Source organism: Microbacterium sp. AC145 (assembly GCF_979258505.1).
The window spans coordinates 2,116,199-2,130,902 of sequence record NZ_OZ409859.1; the positions used below are offsets into that span (position 1 = coordinate 2,116,199).

At 68.9% G+C, this 14,704-nt stretch carries 14 protein-coding genes; 5 read left to right on the forward strand and 9 right to left on the reverse strand.

The annotated features are described in order from the left end of the window. Positions 1 to 9 precede the first annotated feature (9 nt). Positions 10 to 780 carry an enoyl-CoA hydratase/isomerase family protein gene (locus tag ACZZZN_RS10330; RefSeq protein ID WP_463505061.1) on the forward strand — a complete coding sequence of 257 codons (771 nt, stop codon included), beginning with the start codon at positions 10 to 12 and terminating at the stop codon, positions 778 to 780. 75 nt (positions 781 to 855) lie between these two features. Further along, entirely contained in the window at positions 856 to 2,379 is a 1,524-nt protein-coding gene (locus ACZZZN_RS10335; RefSeq protein ID WP_463505062.1) for an ATP-dependent DNA ligase, read from the forward strand. 23 nt (positions 2,380 to 2,402) lie between these two features. On the opposite strand, the gene ACZZZN_RS10340 is transcribed toward ACZZZN_RS10335, so the two are convergent. Genes ACZZZN_RS10340 through ACZZZN_RS10355 form a run of 4 tightly spaced genes read right to left on the reverse strand, consistent with a single transcriptional unit; the run spans position 2,403 to position 6,409 of the window. Continuing rightward, the gene (locus ACZZZN_RS10340) at positions 2,403 to 2,912 is read right to left on the reverse strand and encodes a phosphoribosyltransferase (protein WP_463505063.1); all 510 of its coding nucleotides are present in this window, start codon (positions 2,910 to 2,912) and stop codon (positions 2,403 to 2,405) included. Between the two features lie 55 nt (positions 2,913 to 2,967). After that, positions 2,968 to 3,813, reverse strand: coding sequence for a transglutaminase family protein (locus tag ACZZZN_RS10345; protein WP_463505064.1), 846 nt, complete (start codon positions 3,811 to 3,813; stop codon positions 2,968 to 2,970). Continuing rightward, positions 3,810 to 4,736 (reverse strand): alpha-E domain-containing protein, encoded by a 927-nt coding sequence (locus ACZZZN_RS10350; RefSeq protein WP_241794755.1) that lies wholly within the window; start codon positions 4,734 to 4,736, stop codon positions 3,810 to 3,812. The genes ACZZZN_RS10345 and ACZZZN_RS10350 overlap by 4 nt, the downstream gene beginning before the upstream one ends. Next, a complete protein-coding gene (locus ACZZZN_RS10355) occupies positions 4,730 to 6,409 on the reverse strand; it encodes a circularly permuted type 2 ATP-grasp protein (RefSeq protein WP_463505065.1) in 1,680 nt (559 codons plus the stop codon). The genes ACZZZN_RS10350 and ACZZZN_RS10355 overlap by 7 nt, the downstream gene beginning before the upstream one ends. A 204-nt stretch (positions 6,410 to 6,613) precedes the next feature. On the opposite strand from ACZZZN_RS10355, the gene ACZZZN_RS10360 reads away from it, so the two are divergent. Together ACZZZN_RS10360 and ACZZZN_RS10365 are read left to right on the forward strand one after the other, a co-directional pair. After that, a complete protein-coding gene (locus ACZZZN_RS10360) occupies positions 6,614 to 8,377 on the forward strand; it encodes a thiamine pyrophosphate-binding protein (protein ID WP_463505066.1) in 1,764 nt (587 codons plus the stop codon). Positions 8,378 to 8,404: 27 nt separating this feature from the next. Then, positions 8,405 to 9,259, forward strand: coding sequence for a PhzF family phenazine biosynthesis protein (locus tag ACZZZN_RS10365; protein WP_463505067.1), 855 nt, complete (start codon positions 8,405 to 8,407; stop codon positions 9,257 to 9,259). Between the two features lie 16 nt (positions 9,260 to 9,275). Here ACZZZN_RS10365 and ACZZZN_RS10370 read toward each other — a convergent pair whose 3' ends face one another. Continuing rightward, positions 9,276 to 9,656: a VOC family protein gene (locus ACZZZN_RS10370; protein ID WP_463505068.1), complete on the reverse strand. Its 381-nt coding sequence runs from the start codon at positions 9,654 to 9,656 to the stop codon at positions 9,276 to 9,278. A gap of 144 nt (positions 9,657 to 9,800) precedes the next feature. On the opposite strand from ACZZZN_RS10370, the gene ACZZZN_RS10375 reads away from it, so the two are divergent. Continuing rightward, positions 9,801 to 11,012: a hypothetical protein gene (locus ACZZZN_RS10375; RefSeq protein ID WP_463505069.1), complete on the forward strand. Its 1,212-nt coding sequence runs from the start codon at positions 9,801 to 9,803 to the stop codon at positions 11,010 to 11,012. A 6-nt stretch (positions 11,013 to 11,018) separates the two neighbouring features. On the opposite strand, the gene ACZZZN_RS10380 is transcribed toward ACZZZN_RS10375, so the two are convergent. Genes ACZZZN_RS10380 through ACZZZN_RS10395 form a run of 4 tightly spaced genes read right to left on the reverse strand, consistent with a single transcriptional unit; the run spans position 11,019 to position 14,626 of the window. Beyond that, positions 11,019 to 11,648: a response regulator gene (locus ACZZZN_RS10380; RefSeq protein WP_463505070.1), complete on the reverse strand. Its 630-nt coding sequence runs from the start codon at positions 11,646 to 11,648 to the stop codon at positions 11,019 to 11,021. Further along, positions 11,645 to 12,859, reverse strand: coding sequence for a sensor histidine kinase (locus ACZZZN_RS10385; protein ID WP_463505071.1), 1,215 nt, complete (start codon positions 12,857 to 12,859; stop codon positions 11,645 to 11,647). Before ACZZZN_RS10385 ends, ACZZZN_RS10380 begins: the two co-directional genes overlap by 4 nt. A 35-nt stretch (positions 12,860 to 12,894) precedes the next feature. Beyond that, positions 12,895 to 13,650: an ABC transporter permease gene (locus ACZZZN_RS10390; protein ID WP_463505072.1), complete on the reverse strand. Its 756-nt coding sequence runs from the start codon at positions 13,648 to 13,650 to the stop codon at positions 12,895 to 12,897. Between the two features lies 1 nt (position 13,651). After that, complete coding sequence (locus ACZZZN_RS10395; RefSeq protein ID WP_463505073.1) at positions 13,652 to 14,626, reverse strand: ABC transporter ATP-binding protein; 975 nt, start codon at positions 14,624 to 14,626, stop codon at positions 13,652 to 13,654. Positions 14,627 to 14,704 lie beyond the last annotated feature (78 nt).

The following is a 14,704-nucleotide window of genomic DNA, read 5'->3' on the forward strand; positions in this document are numbered from 1 at the left end:
GAGCATCCGATGATCGATCTCACCATCGACGACGGCGTCGCGACGGTCGTACTCAACGCACCGGCGAAGCTGAACTCGCTCGACGAGCAGGCGCTGCAGGATCTCGGCCGCGCCTACGACGAGGCCGATGCCGCAGGAGTCCGGGCGCTCGTGCTGCGCGGCGAGGGACGCGCGTTCTGCGCCGGTCGCGACATCTCTGCCGTCGACCCTCGCGACGACGACGTCATGGGCTATCTCGGCGCGCTCGTCACGCCGCTGCTGCAGAGGATGTCGCGCTTCCCCGCGCCGACCTTCGCCGTCGCGCACGGTGCCTGCCTGGGCGTCGGACTGGGACTCCTGATCGCCACGGACGTGGTCTACGTCGCCGAATCGGCCAAGATCGGCTCGCCCTTCGCCGCGCTCGGCGCCACGCTCGATTCCGGCGGCCATGCCCTCTTCGTCGAACGACTCGGGGCGCACAGAACCCTCGACCTGATCTACACCGGGCGCCTGATGAGCGGCACCGAGGCCGTGACGTCGGGGCTGTTCTCGCGGGTTCTCCCTGATGACGAGGTGGTGCAGACGACGACGGATGCCGCGGCGACCGCCGCACGGGGCGCCACGGCCGCTTTCCTCGCGAGCAAGCAGCTGGTCGCCCGGATCCGCGACGAGCGGCTCGCCCTGTGGAACTCGATCGAGATCGAGAACGCCGCGCAGGCAGCACTCTGCGACACCGACGACTACCGCGAGGGGTTCGCGGCGTTCCAGGAGAAGCGCACGCCGGAGTTCCGCGGGCGCTGAGCCTTCGCCTACTGCGGATGGACGGCCCAAAGCAAGGCCGTCGCCGATGTCGGATGCCGGTGCGAGACTGCGTGCATGTTGCTCTCGGAGCTCGTCTCCACCGCCGAAGAGGTCACCGCCACCGCATCGCGCCTCGCCAAGATCGACGCGCTCTCGCGGCTGCTCGCGCGCGCGTCCCGAGACGAGTTACCCGTCGTCGTCGGGATCCTCTTGGCCGCTCCGCGTCAGGGGCGGCTCGGGGTCGGCTGGCGAGGAATCGACGGGCTCGACGTCTCGCACGCCGAGTCGCCCGCCCTGTCGATCGGCGACGTCGACGCAGGATTCGAGGCGCTCGCTCACACGTCGGGTTCCGGCTCCGCGGCAGCCCGCAACGCCACGCTCACCTCTCTCGCGACACGGGCCACCGAGCAGGAGTGGGATCTCCTCTCGCGTGCGATGCTCGGCGAGCTGCGCACCGGCGCCCTCGGCGGCGTGCTGCTCGACGCGATCGCTCGCGCGTCTGATCGGCCCGTGGCATCGGTGCGGCGGGCGGCGATGCTGTCCGGCGACCTGGGCGAGACCGCGGTGCTCGCCCTCACGGGCACCGAAGCCGAGCTCGATGCGGTGAGCCTGGTCGTCGGCCGCCCCGTGCTGCCGATGCTGGCCGCGACCGCCGCGACTCCCACCGAGGCCCTCGCGATCACCGGCCTGGCATCCGTCGAATACAAGCTCGACGGAGCGCGCATCCAGGTGCACCGCGACGGCGACGAGGTGAGCGTCTACACCCGCAGCCTGGCCGATATCACCCACCGAGTGCCCGAGATCGTCGACATCGTGAGGGCACTCCCCGCTCACGAGCTGATTCTCGACGGCGAGACGCTCTCGCTCGACGAAGACGGTGGCCCTCGACCGTTCCAAGAGACGATGTCGCGTTTCGGTGCCGATGTCTCACGCGACCTCGTGCTGCGGCCGTGGTTCTTCGACATCCTGCACGTCGACGGACGCGATCTGCTCGACGAGCCGCTCTCGACCCGTCTCGGCGAACTCGAGAGGATCGTCGGCGAGTGGCGCATGCCCGGCCTTGTCACCGACGATCCTGCGGCAGCCGAGCAGCTGTCGCGCGACGCTCTGGCAGCCGGACACGAGGGAGTCGTCGTCAAGGGAGTCGATGCTCCCTACGCAGCCGGCAGACGCGGCAAGTCCTGGGTCAAGGTCAAGCCCGTGCTGACATACGACCTCGTCGTGCTCGCCGCCGAGTGGGGCTCAGGGCGCCGTCAGGGCCTGCTGTCGAACCTCCACCTCGGCGCCCTCGACCCCGACGGCGAGTTCGGCGAACCGGGCGGGTTCGTGATGGTCGGCAAGACCTTCAAGGGTCTGACCGACGAGCTGCTGCGCTGGCAGACCGAGCAGTTCCCGCCGCTCGAGACGCGGCGCACCCAGAGCACGGTATTCCTCCGACCCGAGTTCGTGGTCGAGATCGCGATCGACGGCGTGCAGCGCTCTCCGCGCTACCCGGGCGGCATCGCACTGCGATTCGCCAGGGTCAAGGGCTATCGGCCCGACAAGACTCCCGTCGATGCCGACACGATCCAGACGCTGCGGGCGTTGCTGCGGGGCTGACACCCCGGCCGAGGCGTCAGCCGTCAGGCGCTCGGGGCGAGCCCCAGGTCCTCTTCGCGCACGGTGCCCTGGAACGACCACGGGAAGTTGATCCAGAGGTCGGTGTCCTTCCACGCGTAGTCGGGCTGGATGATGGTCGACGGCTTCGTGTAGATCGTGACCGAGCGCACCTCGGCACCCTTGTCCTTCAGCAGCTGCACGGCGAGCGCGAGGGTGCGCCCCGAGTCGGCGACGTCGTCGACGAGCAGCACGCGGCGACCGTCGAGGTACGCCATGTCGAGCTCGGGCGGCAAGACCTCGGGCGCATCGAGCACCGTGCCGATACCGGTGTAGAACTCGACGTTGATCGCGCCGCAGTTCTTGGCGCCGAGACCATAGGCGATCGCGCCGGCCGGCAGCAGACCGCCGCGGGCGATCGCCACGACGACCTCGGGCACGAAGCCGCTGTCGAGGATGCTGCGCGCGAGGTCTCGCGTGGCCGATCCGAAGCCGTCCCAGGTGAGCGTCTCGCGCTCGATCGAAGCATCCGTCATCGTCTCATTCTTCCCCACTGCCGGGGCTCCTCCGGTCACGGGCTCACGACCCGACTCATCCGAGTCGCGTGACCTCGACCGACACGAACAACTCGGACGCACTGGGCCCGGCATATACCCCGCGCAGCGGCGCGACATCCGCATAGTCGCGGCCGTGCCCGACATACACATGCGATTCCCGGACCTCGACGAGGTTGGTCGGGTCGTAGCCGCGCCATTCGCCGGAGTACCACTCCACCCACGCATGCGACTCACCGGTCACCGCCTGTCCGATCGCCGCCGTCGGGTCGGGGTGCAGGTAGCCCGAGACGTACCGGGCCGGGATGCCCGCCGCCCGGAGCACGCCGAGCGCGACATGAGCGATGTCCTGGCAGACTCCCGATCGCGCGGGCCAGGCGTCTCGAGCCGTCGAGCTGACTCCCGTCACGCCGCTCCGATACTCCATCGACTCCCCCACTGTCCGACAGATCTCGAAAGCCGTCTCATCGACGCCGCCGCCCTCGGCCTCGATCCGCAGCGCGAGGTCGCGCATCTCGTCATCCGGCTCGGTGGCCGGGGTCTGCGTGACGCATTCGGCCAGGGCCAGCGACTGCGGGATGCGTGCGGCGAGCTCGTCCCAATCGATGCTCTCTCCCGCACGAGGCAGTGGCCTGACATCGACCACGCTGGTTGCCGTGACCGAGAGCTCCTGATGAGGGGTGAGCACCTCGAACGTCGACACCCTCGTGTCCCAGTAGTCCGCATAGGAGTGCTGGGTCGCGGTCGGCGAGATGTCGAGCGTCGCCTGCAGCACGAACTGCCCCTCCCGCGAATGCGGCAGCATCCGGGCCTCGTTGTACGAGGCCGTCGCCGGCTGCTCATAACGGAAGCCCGTACGGTGCACGATACGGAGTCGGCTCACAGCGCCTCTCCGATCCACACCGGCATCGCGATCGACGGGAAGTAGCGTTCCCTGATCGCGTCGCTCGCCATCGACATTCCCACCTGAACCTCCTCCATGCTCTCGGACAGTCGGTGCACGGTGTCGCCGATCGGCCGATACTCCAGCTCCGACCTCATGCGACCGAGCACGCGGTGGGCGCGATCCGGCGTGCCGAAGGCCCCTGCCGGGTCGATCCCGCGCAGGCACTCCTCGGCCTGCAGGATGCTCGACAGCACCGACCGCGGGAACAGGCGGTCCACCAGCAGGAATTCGACCGCGGATGCCCCTGTGGGCACCGCTCGGTGACTCCGCAGATGCGCTTCGTACGCACCGCAGCTGCGCAGCAGAGTCGTCCAGCTCGGCCCGCCCGCCTCCGTCAGCGAGCGCGTCGCCAGCAGCCGCGCCGTCATGTCTGCGCGCTCGATCGAGCGGCCGAGGACGAAGAAGTGCCAGGCCTCGTCCCTGCTCGTCGACGAGTCCACCACCCCGAAGGCGAGCGCCGACCGATCGCGCACCCACCGGAAGAACGGGTGGGTCTTGTCGGAGGCGATCCGCCGCGGCATCCGCGCGTTCGACTCGTTGAGCGTCTCCCACAGATCCGTCGAGATGATCTCGCGCGCCCGGCGCGCGTTCTCCCTCGCGGAAGCGATCGAGTGGGCGATCGACGCGGAGTGCTCTCTGTCGAGTGCGAGCAGCCGCACCACGTCGTCACGGCTCAGCACCGCGTCGTCGTCGGCGGTCGTACCCATGACCGAGAGAAGCGCGCGGCAGGCGGTGTCCTCTTCGACCCAGGGATCCTCGAGCAGCAACTGCAGGTGCACGTCGAGGATGCGCGCGGTGCCGTCGGCCCGCTCGACATACCGCCCGATCCAGAACAGCGCCTCGGCGATGCGACTCAGCATGTCGCACCACCCTGTTGCTGTTGCTGCTGCTGTTGCTGGTGGTGACGCAGCTCGAGATCCTCGTCCTGTGGCGACGAGAGGAACGGCTGATACGGCTCCTCGCGTGGAGGCGACACGATCGCGATGGCTCCGGTGGCGAGCGACACCTCATCGGCGGCCGGGTCTGCTTCTCCGGTCACAGTGGTCGTCGGGCCGGTGAACAGCGACGGATCCAGCACCCACGTGTCCTTCGACCCTCCGCCCTGACTCGAGTTCACCACGAGCTGCCCCTCGGGCAGCGCCACTCTCGTGAGCCCACCCGGCAGCACCCAGATGTCCTCTCCGTCGTTCACCGCGAACGGCCGCAGGTCGACGTGTCTGGGGCGGAAACCGTCTTCGACGAGCGTGGGGATCGTCGACAGCTGCACGACCGGCTGCGCGATCCACCCTCGCGGATCCGCGAGCAGCGTCTTGCGGAGCTCATCCAGAGTCTCGCGCGAGGCATCCGGCCCGACGACCAGTCCTTTGCCACCGGACCCGTCGACCGGCTTCACGACGAGTTCGTCGAGCCGGTCGAGAACCTCTTCGAGAGCGTCCGGCTCCTCGAGCCGCCAGGTGTCGACGTTCGGGAGCACCGGTTCCTCCCCCAGGTAATAGCGGATCAGGTCGGGCACATACGTGTAGACGAGCTTGTCGTCGGCCACTCCGTTGCCGATCGCATTCGCGAGGGTCACGTTGCCGAGTCTGGCGGCGAGCATCAGCCCCGGGGCGCCGAGCACCGAATCCGGTCGGAACTGCTGGGGGTCGAGGAACTCGTCGTCGACCCGTCGATAGATCACGTCCACTCGCGTCGGGCCGGCCGTGGTGTGCATCCACACCCGTCCGCTCGAGCAGAACAAGTCGCGCCCTTCGACGAGCTCGATACCCATCATGCGAGCCAGCAGCGTGTGCTCGTAGTACGCGGAGTTGTGCACGCCGGGGGTCAGCACCACGACGGTCGGATCATCGACGCCCGCGGGCGCCGCCGCCCTCAAGGCCTGCAGCAGCCGACTCGGGTAGTCGACCACCGGCCGCACGCGCAGACTCGTGAACAGCTCGGGGAGCGTCTGCGCCATCACCCGTCGATTGGCGAGCACGTAGCTGACGCCGCTGGGCACGCGCACGTTGTCTTCGAGCACGCGCCATGCCCCGACCTCGTCCCGGATGACGTCGATGCCCGCCACATGGATGCGCACGCCGTTCGCGCCGACGATCCCCGCCGCCTGACGGTGGAAATGAGAGGACGAGCTGATCAGCGACGCCGGGATCACGCCGTCCTGCACCGCGAGCTGCGGGCCGTAGACATCGGAGAGGAACGCCTCGAGCGCGCGCACGCGCTGTTTCACGCCGGATTCGACGAACGTCCAGTCGTCTGCGGCGACGACTCGCGGAACCACATCCAGAGGGAAGGGGCGCTCCTCGCCCGCGAAATCGAAGGTCACTCCCTGCGCGAGGTACGAGCTGGCGAGAGCATCCGTCCGTGCCCGCAGCTCGGCGTCATCCATGCCGGCCAACGCCGGATACATCTCTCGGTACGGGAGACGCACGCCTTCCCCTCCGGGCGCCGCATCCGCGGGGAACATCTCATCCCACGGAGCAGCCCCCGCCCGCTCCGGCGACCGACGCGAGGTGTATCCGTTGAACAGCGACTCCATGTCCGCATGTTTCCCTGTCGCCGTTTCCACGGTGTTACGCGCACGAGACGGAGCCGCGACAACGGACACGCCGTAAGATCGACTCGTCCGGTGATCCCCGTCACCGGTGCCTGAAAAAGAGGCACGAAGCACCCCGCGATGACGCCGGGGGCGAGACACATACGGAACACGCACGTTCTCCGTCCCTGTCTCGAAAGGCTTCGCATGCCCTCCGTCTCCGCGCACGTCGCGCTCACCCTCGCCCAGCACATCGATGCCGTCTTCGGTGTGATGGGCAACGGCAACGCCTATTTCCTCGACGCGATCGAGACTCAGACGGATGCGGTGTTCACCGCTGTCCGACACGAGCAGGGCGCGGTCGTCGCGGCCGACGCTCACTTCCGGGCCTCCGGTCGCATCGCCGCCGGAACCTCGACCTACGGTGCCGGTTTCACCAACACGCTCACCGCGCTCGCCGAGGCGGTGCAAGCACACGTCCCTCTCGTGCTCGTGGTCGGCGACGAGCCGACCTCAGGACCACGCCCGTGGGATGTCGACCAGATCGCGCTCGCGTCGGCCGTCGGAGCTCGCACCTATACGGTCGGGCGCGCGGATGCCGCAGCGACCACCGTGATCGCGATCGAGCACGCCCTGACATATCGCGTGCCCGTCGTCCTCGCCATCCCGTACGACGTGGCGTCGCTCGACGCAGGGCCCGTGCCAGAGGCGCCGTCGCCCCGGCTCCCCGCGCCGCTCGCCCCTCGCGGCGACTTCGCCGAAGGCACGCTGGGTGAGATCGCCGCAGCGCTCTCCGGAGCATCCCGCCCGTTCCTGCTCGCCGGCCGCGGCGCCTGGCTGGCCGGTGCGAGTGATGCGCTGGGCGAGATCGCCCGCCTGACCGGTGCCCTCACTGCATCGTCCGCGCTCGGCCGAGGGATCTTCCCCGAGACGCAGTACGACCTCGGAGTGACCGGGGGCTTCGGTGCGGACGGAGCCATGGAGCTGATCCGCACCGCCGACGTCGCGGTCGTGTTCGGCGCCTCTCTCAACCAGTTCACCATGCGATTCGGCGAGCTCTTCGCCCCCGGCACCCGCGTCTTCCAGATCGACATCGCCCCGGCTGCCACGCACCCCCATGTCGGCGGTTTCGTCCGCGCGGACGCCCGCCTCGCCGCCGAGGAGCTCGTCGCGCGGGTCGGCTCCCTCGTCTCCGGCGTCGCTCCCGAGATCGCATATGCCGAGCACGGCTTCGGAGCTGAGGCACGCCACGCCGAGGACACGGGGGTCGCACACGGCGCGTCGGGCCCGGCATCCGGAGCTGTGCCCACGGGGCCGTGGCGCGAGACCGTCGATGTCGCCGCCACGCGCGTGTACGACGACGGCGACGACCTCGCCGCCGACGGGCGCCTGGATCCGCGATCGGCCGCGCGCCGCATCGCCGAACTGCTGCCCGGCGACCGTGTCGTCGTCTCGGACGGCGGGCATTTCATCGGATGGGCCAACATGTACTGGCCTGTCGAGGCCCCCGACCGCATGATGATGGTCGGCACCGCCTTCCAGTCGATCGGGCAGGGGTGGCCGAGTGTCGTCGGCGCGGCCCTCGCCCGCCGCGAGTCGACCGTCGTGCTGACGTCGGGCGACGGCGGCGGCCTGATGGCGATCGCCGACCTCGAATCGGCCGTCCGTGCGGCCCAGGGCCGCGGCATCGCGGTGATCTGGAACGATGCGGCCTACGGCGCCGAGGTCAACCTCTACGGCCTCAAGGGGCTCGCCGAGGCACCGATGAGGATCCCCGAGGTCGACTTCGCCGCGTTCGGTGCGGCCGTCGGCGCCGAGGGCGTCGTCGTGAAGACCCTGTCCGACCTCGATCGACTCGCCCGCTGGGCGGAAGAGGATGCTGCGACGAGACGATTCCTTCTTCTCGATCTGCGCATCTCGGGCGACGTCATCGCGCCGTACCAGCAGGAGATCATCCGCGTGAACTCGTGACCCCGCCTGCTCGATAGGCTCCTCGTCATGACGGATGATGCCGGTGTCCTGCGCTACAGCGCCTTCGCTGCGACCCCCGACGGAGGAAACCCTGCGGGGGTCGTGCTCGACGCCGGCGGGATGACCGATGAGCGGATGCAGGGCATCGCCGCCGACGTCGGCTACTCCGAGACCGCGTTCGTCGTCGGCCGGGCCGCGGATGCACCGGTTCCGCACTATCGGGTGCGCTATTGGTCACCTGCTGCCGAGGTGCCGTTCTGCGGTCACGCCACGGTGGCCACCGCGGTCGCTCTCGCCGAGCGTGACGGCCCTGGTGAAGTGGTGTTCGACACCGACGCGGGTGCCGTGACGCTCCGTTCCGCAGTCGACAACGAGGGGCACCTCACGGTGTCCTTCACCAGCGTCGAACCCCAGGTGCGCGATCTCGCGGCCCCGGTGCTCGCACAGCTTCTCGGGATGCTCGACCTCACGGTGAGCGATCTCGATGAGCGTTTTCCTCCGAAAGAGGCGTTCGCCGGCAACTGGCATCCGGTGATCGTCGTCCGTCACCGCGATCTCTTCGATCAGTTCCGCTTCTCCCCCGCCGAGGTCGCCGGGCTGATGCGCGACCAGGGCTGGCTCGGCACGGTCACCGTCCTGCACGAGGTCGGGCCGGAGGACTTCGATGCGCGAAATCTGTTCCCCGTGGGTCGCATCACCGAAGACCCGGCGACGGGATCCGCCGCGGCATCCGTCGGCGCCTACCTCCGCGAGCTCGATCATCCGGAACGGACGATCCGAATCCACCAGGGCGCGCACGTTCGTCGCCCGAGCCTGCTCACGGTGACGATCCCGCCGAGTGGTGGGATCGTCGTCTCGGGCGGGGCGTTCCGTCTGCCCTGAAGCGCCTCTGCGGTGCTCAGCTCTGGGCGCTGTAATCCGGGAGCTCTTGCAGCGTCCAGGTGTTGCCGTCGGGGTCGTCGAACGTGACGAACCGGCCCCACGCCTGCTCATCGACGCCCTGCGCCTCGACGTCGAGTCCTCGCAGGTGCGCGAGCGCCTCATCGGCATCGGGGACGACCACCTGGATCGTGTTCTGCTGGCCGGGTTCGAGCGGAATCTCGAGTCCGGTGCCGAAGGCGATCGAACAGGCTGAACCCGGTGGGGTCATCTGCACGAACCGCAGGCCTTCGTAGGGAACCTGGTCGTGATCGGGGTTGAATCCGATCCTGGTGTAGAACTCCTTCGACCGGTCGACATCCGAGACCGGGACGAAGATCAGCTCGATCTTCCAGTCCATCACGAACTCCTCTTTTCGGGGCGCCTTCGCCCATCGGCCTTCAGAGTACGCGGCACCTCCGACACCCGCCAGAGCAGAGCGGTGGCGATACGGGAACCCTGCGATCGCCCCCGCGTGTGCTCACCGGTGACGGATACTGGTCCGGTGACGCGACGACGAGAGCATGACCGGATGCAGCTGATCATCGATGCACTCGGCATGCCGCAGGGCGACATCGCCGTGAGAGATCTGATCGCTGAGTTCGGCACCGCACCTGCAGAGACCGCCGCGTATCGGATCGGGGAGCCGGTCGTGCTCTCGCAGCACCTGCGATTCGGATCCGGTGGGGAGATCGTGCTGCATGACGACGCGGTCATCGCCGTGATCCTGCACCTCACATCCACGTCATTCGCCCCGCGGGGACTCGACGTGGCCGAGTGGATCCCCGGGATCGGCAACAGCGCGACGTTCGCCGACTTCAGAGCGAGCTTCGACGACCCGTGGAGGTTCGCAGAGGGCGACCGCTACTTCGTGCTCGGTGCCGCGTATCTGCGCCCGGAGTTCGTGAAGTACGGAGGCCGCCGAGCCGGTGACCTGCAGCGGGTGGCCTTCACTGTAGAAGACCCGAAGGACACGTGCCGTCCGGCCCACGACGGCTGTCCGGTGTGCCGCGAGCTGGTGGCACGTACCGCGGACGGTCTTTTCGATCTGGACGGCACGATCGACGGCCTCATCGACGGCATCGAGGCGGGAGTGCTCACGAGCAGGGACGGGCCAGTGCCCCTCGCCGACCTCCGCCTCCTGCACGCCTCCGCCCTGTTGGAGCGAGTCGAGAGCCAGGTCACCTGCACCGCGTGCGGTCGGGTCGCATGTCTCACCCTGTATCGCGACTCCTCACCGACGTTCGGCCATCACCCTCTGGATGCCGCACTGCGACGACCCCACGAAGCGATTCCTCCCGTCGAGCAATGGGGCGACGCCGCTCGCATCGCCGCGGCGCGAGCGTCGATGCGCTACGTCGACCATGAACCCGGCTCGTGGTTCCTCGTCGAACAGCACGGCGACCTGTACCTCGACTCCCGGTACACGATCAGCTCGATGCTCGACGACTCGTGCCTGATCCGCCTGGATGACGCCGAGCGCCGCCAGTACCACGAAGCGGGCCGCGACACCCTCACCGAGCTCGCCCGGCGCATCGACCGCAGCGGACCTCATCGCGAAGAATCCCCTTTCCATCTGCGGAATCTCCGTCGATACCCCGACGACGGAAGGGACTACACCGCCGAACTCCGAGCAGCGATCGCAAACCACACCTGGCTCGCCCGGCAGAAGCAGGCAGCGGCGCAGCGGGCGCGCACCGCATCCGCTGCGGAGTGATGAGCGTCAGATCCAGCCCTTGTCCAGCGCGATCCGCACGGCCTGCGCGCGGTTCGCCGCGCCCGTCTTCCCGATCGCCGCGGAGAGATGATTTCGCACGGTACCCGCAGACAGGAACACCTCGGCCGCGACGGCAGCGGCCGGTCGGCCGTCCGCAGCGAGACGGAGCACCTGGCGCTCCCGCTCGGTCAGTGGGTTCGCACCGTCGAACAGGCTGTCTGCGGCGAGCGCCGGATCGAGCACGCGCACGCCGCGATGCACCCGGCGCACCGCCTCCGCCAGCTGCTCGGCGGGGGTGTCCTTCACGATGAACCCGCTGGCTCCGGCGTCCAAGGCCGACCGCAGATATCCGGGGCGCGCGAAGGTGGTCACGATGAGGATCTGCGTCGTCGGGCTCGCCTCGCGGACCCGACGCGTCGCCTCCACGCCGTCCATGCCCGGCATCTGGATGTCCATCAGACACACATCCGGCCGCAGCTCCTCCGCGAGCCGCAGCGCCTCCGCACCGTCTGATGCCATGCCGATCACGGTGAGGTCGGGCTCGAGGTCGAGCAGTGCTCCCAGTGCGCCGCGCACCAGCGCCTGGTCGTCGGCGATCAGCAGACGAATGCCTGCGCCCTCGCTCGCGGTCGTCACCAGGTCACCTCCACCCTGGTCCCCGAGCGTTCGGCGTCACGCGCTCCGGCGATCACGAAGCCTGCTCCTGCTGCCGCCGCACGCTCGCGCATGCCACGGATGCCGTTGCCCGCGCCTTCACCTGCGCCTTCAGGCATGCCGATCCCGTCATCGTCGACCACCAGCCGCCCGGGCGCCAACAGCACTCCCACCGTGCGGGCCTGCGAATGACGCAGCGCATTGGTCGTCGCCTCACGCAGGATCCAGCTCGCGGTGATCGCCTGCACCGGGGAGAGGGCGTCGGCCTCGCCATGAACCCGCAGTTCGATGTCGGCCGCGCGGAGCGAGTCCCGAGACGACGCGAGTTGCTCGACGAGCGTCGTGGCCCGCGCACCGGACACCGATGACCTCACCCCGGCGATCGCCTCCGCTGTCAACCGCTCGATGTCGGCGAGCTCCGCCTTCGCGCGCTCCGGATCGGAGTCCATGAGGCGGCGCACGAGCTGCGCCTTGAGACCGACGACCGTCAGCGAGTGGCCGATCAGGTCGTGCACGTCGCGTGCGACGGCTTCGCGCCCCGCGCTCGTCGCCAACTCGAGTCCGAGCTGCTCGGCCTCTCCCGAGCGGATGATGAGCCAGGTCGACACCGTGTTGACGACGCCCAGCAGCCCGATGATCGCCAGCACCGACAGATAGCTGAGGCCTCCGGGGAGCAGGAAGACGCACAGCGCCGCGACCGTCAGGGCGGCGACCGTCGTGATCCAGTGCCACACACGCGTCAGTCCGTAGGAGGCGAACGACATGATGAACGGAAGGAAGCTGAGCGCGGAGCCGCCTTCCGCCGGAACGGAGATCAGCGCGCAGACGATGAGGAGCGCGAACGTGACCCACTGCCGCGCAGACGGCGGTCGCCCCAACCCACCCCCGCCGCGCATCCCGTGCATGAATCCGGTGACGTACAGCACCACGAAGGCGATCAGCGCGATCCAGCCCACGACGATCCACGCGGGCGGCGCCTCGGAGCGCAGCAGGGCCAGCACCGGATAGACGAGGAAGACCAGCCAGATCACGGCCATCAGCCAGCCGAACCGCGCCCAGGGATCCTTCCCCACCGCTCGACGTGGGGCGCGCGCTCCCGGAGCCGACCATGCGGCCGGCGGCGCCCCCAGAGCGGCGAACCGCCGGGCCTCCCCGGATGCTTCCGAGGATTCCCGCTTCGAGTGCTGCGTCATCCGTCCAACCTATCGACGAGGGCGATACCGGGCTCCTACTGCCGCGACCGGGAACGCTTCATACCCATGGTCACCAACAGAGCGAACAGCCCGAGCCACACGATGACGTTCAGGAACAGCATCCACATCTCATCCGTCTGCCCCGTGGTGAGGACGCCGTCGGTCAACGGCCAGCGGCTGAGGGCGACGAAACCGTACAGGGGCGTGAATCGGGCGATGTCGAGCATCACCCCGTCGAGCGGCATGAAGACATTGCCGAAGAATGCGAAGAACGTCATCGAGATCGAGGCCAGCGCCGCGGCGGAGTCCGAGCTGAAGAACAGGCCGACGCCGAGTCCGAACAGCCCGTACATCAGGCCGATCCCGAGGATGATGGCCGCGGTGGCGACCCAGCGCCAGGCATCCTCGACCTGCGCGCCCGTCATCATGCCTGCGGAGAAGACCGCCACCAGTGCCAGCGCAGCGAAGACGACAGATGTGAGCAGCTTGGTCAGTGCGTAGCCTGCGGTCGTCAGCGGGGTCATCGCGAGCTGACGACCCCACCCCTGCTTCGCCTCAGTCGCCGCGAGCGAGGTCAGCGAGCTCATCGCGACCGCCGTGCCGTATGCGGCCATCGAGGTCATCACGTAGAAGGAGACGTTGCCATGGCCGGCCGAGAGCGAGCCGTAGCCCATTCCCGCACCGAACAGCAGGTACATCGCTACCGGCATCGCGAGCGTGAATGCGAGCGTGTACGGGTTGCGCAGCTGACGGATGCCTTCGATGCGCAGCATGGTGGGTGAGACGAGCATGTCAGTTCTCCGTCAGGGCCGTGAAGGCGGTTTCGAGGGTGGCGGCGGTGATCTCGATGTCGTGCGCACCGTTGTCGAGCAGAATGCGGGCGGCGGCGTCCGAGTCCGCTGCCCGCAGGCTCAGTCGGTCCCCGTCCAGTCGCACGTCGACGACGCCGTCTTCGCCTTTCAGCGTCGCGACGAGCGCCGCATCGGCCGGATCGATGGTCGCGGAGAGGCTCCGCTCCCCCAGACTCGCCCGCAGCAGCGCCGTGGGGGCGTCCGCGACGATCGAGCCGCGGTGCATCACCACCGTCCGGCGCGCGAACTGCTCAGCCTCCTCCAGGTAGTGGGTGGCGAAGACGATCGTGCGCCCGGCATCCGCATCCGCCCGCATCACATCCCAGAAGTGCCGCCGGGCTGTGACGTCCATGCCTGCCGTCGGCTCGTCGAGCACGAGGATGTCGGGGTCGGAGACCATCGCGAGTGCGAACTTCACCCGCTGCTGCTCTCCGCCGGAGCACTTCGACACCCGGCGGCGGGCGAGGTTCTCGAGATCGGCACGGGCCATGACGTCGGGCACGCGCGCGGCGGCTTCTGCTCCGTGCAGCGAGGCGATGAGGCGCACGGTCTCGCCCACGGTCAGGTCGCCCAGCAGGCCACCGGACTGCAGGACCGCGCCGATCGCGCCGCTCGATGTCGCCCGCTCGGGCGTGACCCCGAGCACCTGGACACTGCCGGTGCTCGGTTGTGTGAGCCCCAGGAGCATGTCGAGCGTGGTCGTCTTGCCCGCGCCGTTCGGCCCCAGCAGTGCCACGACCTCTCCCCGGCGGATCGACAGATCGACGCCGGCCACGGCCTGCACGCGGCTGTCGCCCGAGCCGAAGTGGCGCGTGACGCCGCGCAGCTCGAGCACGACCGGATCATGGTTCGGGGCTTCGGATGCCGGCCGAGCGGCGGCCTGCGTCGCCGGCCGGCTCGCGGAGGTGTTGTTCATGCCTCCAGCCTTCCGGAGCGGCGACGACGGCGCCGGAGGGCGGTGTCATCTCCTTGCCATGACACGTGTCATGCCGCG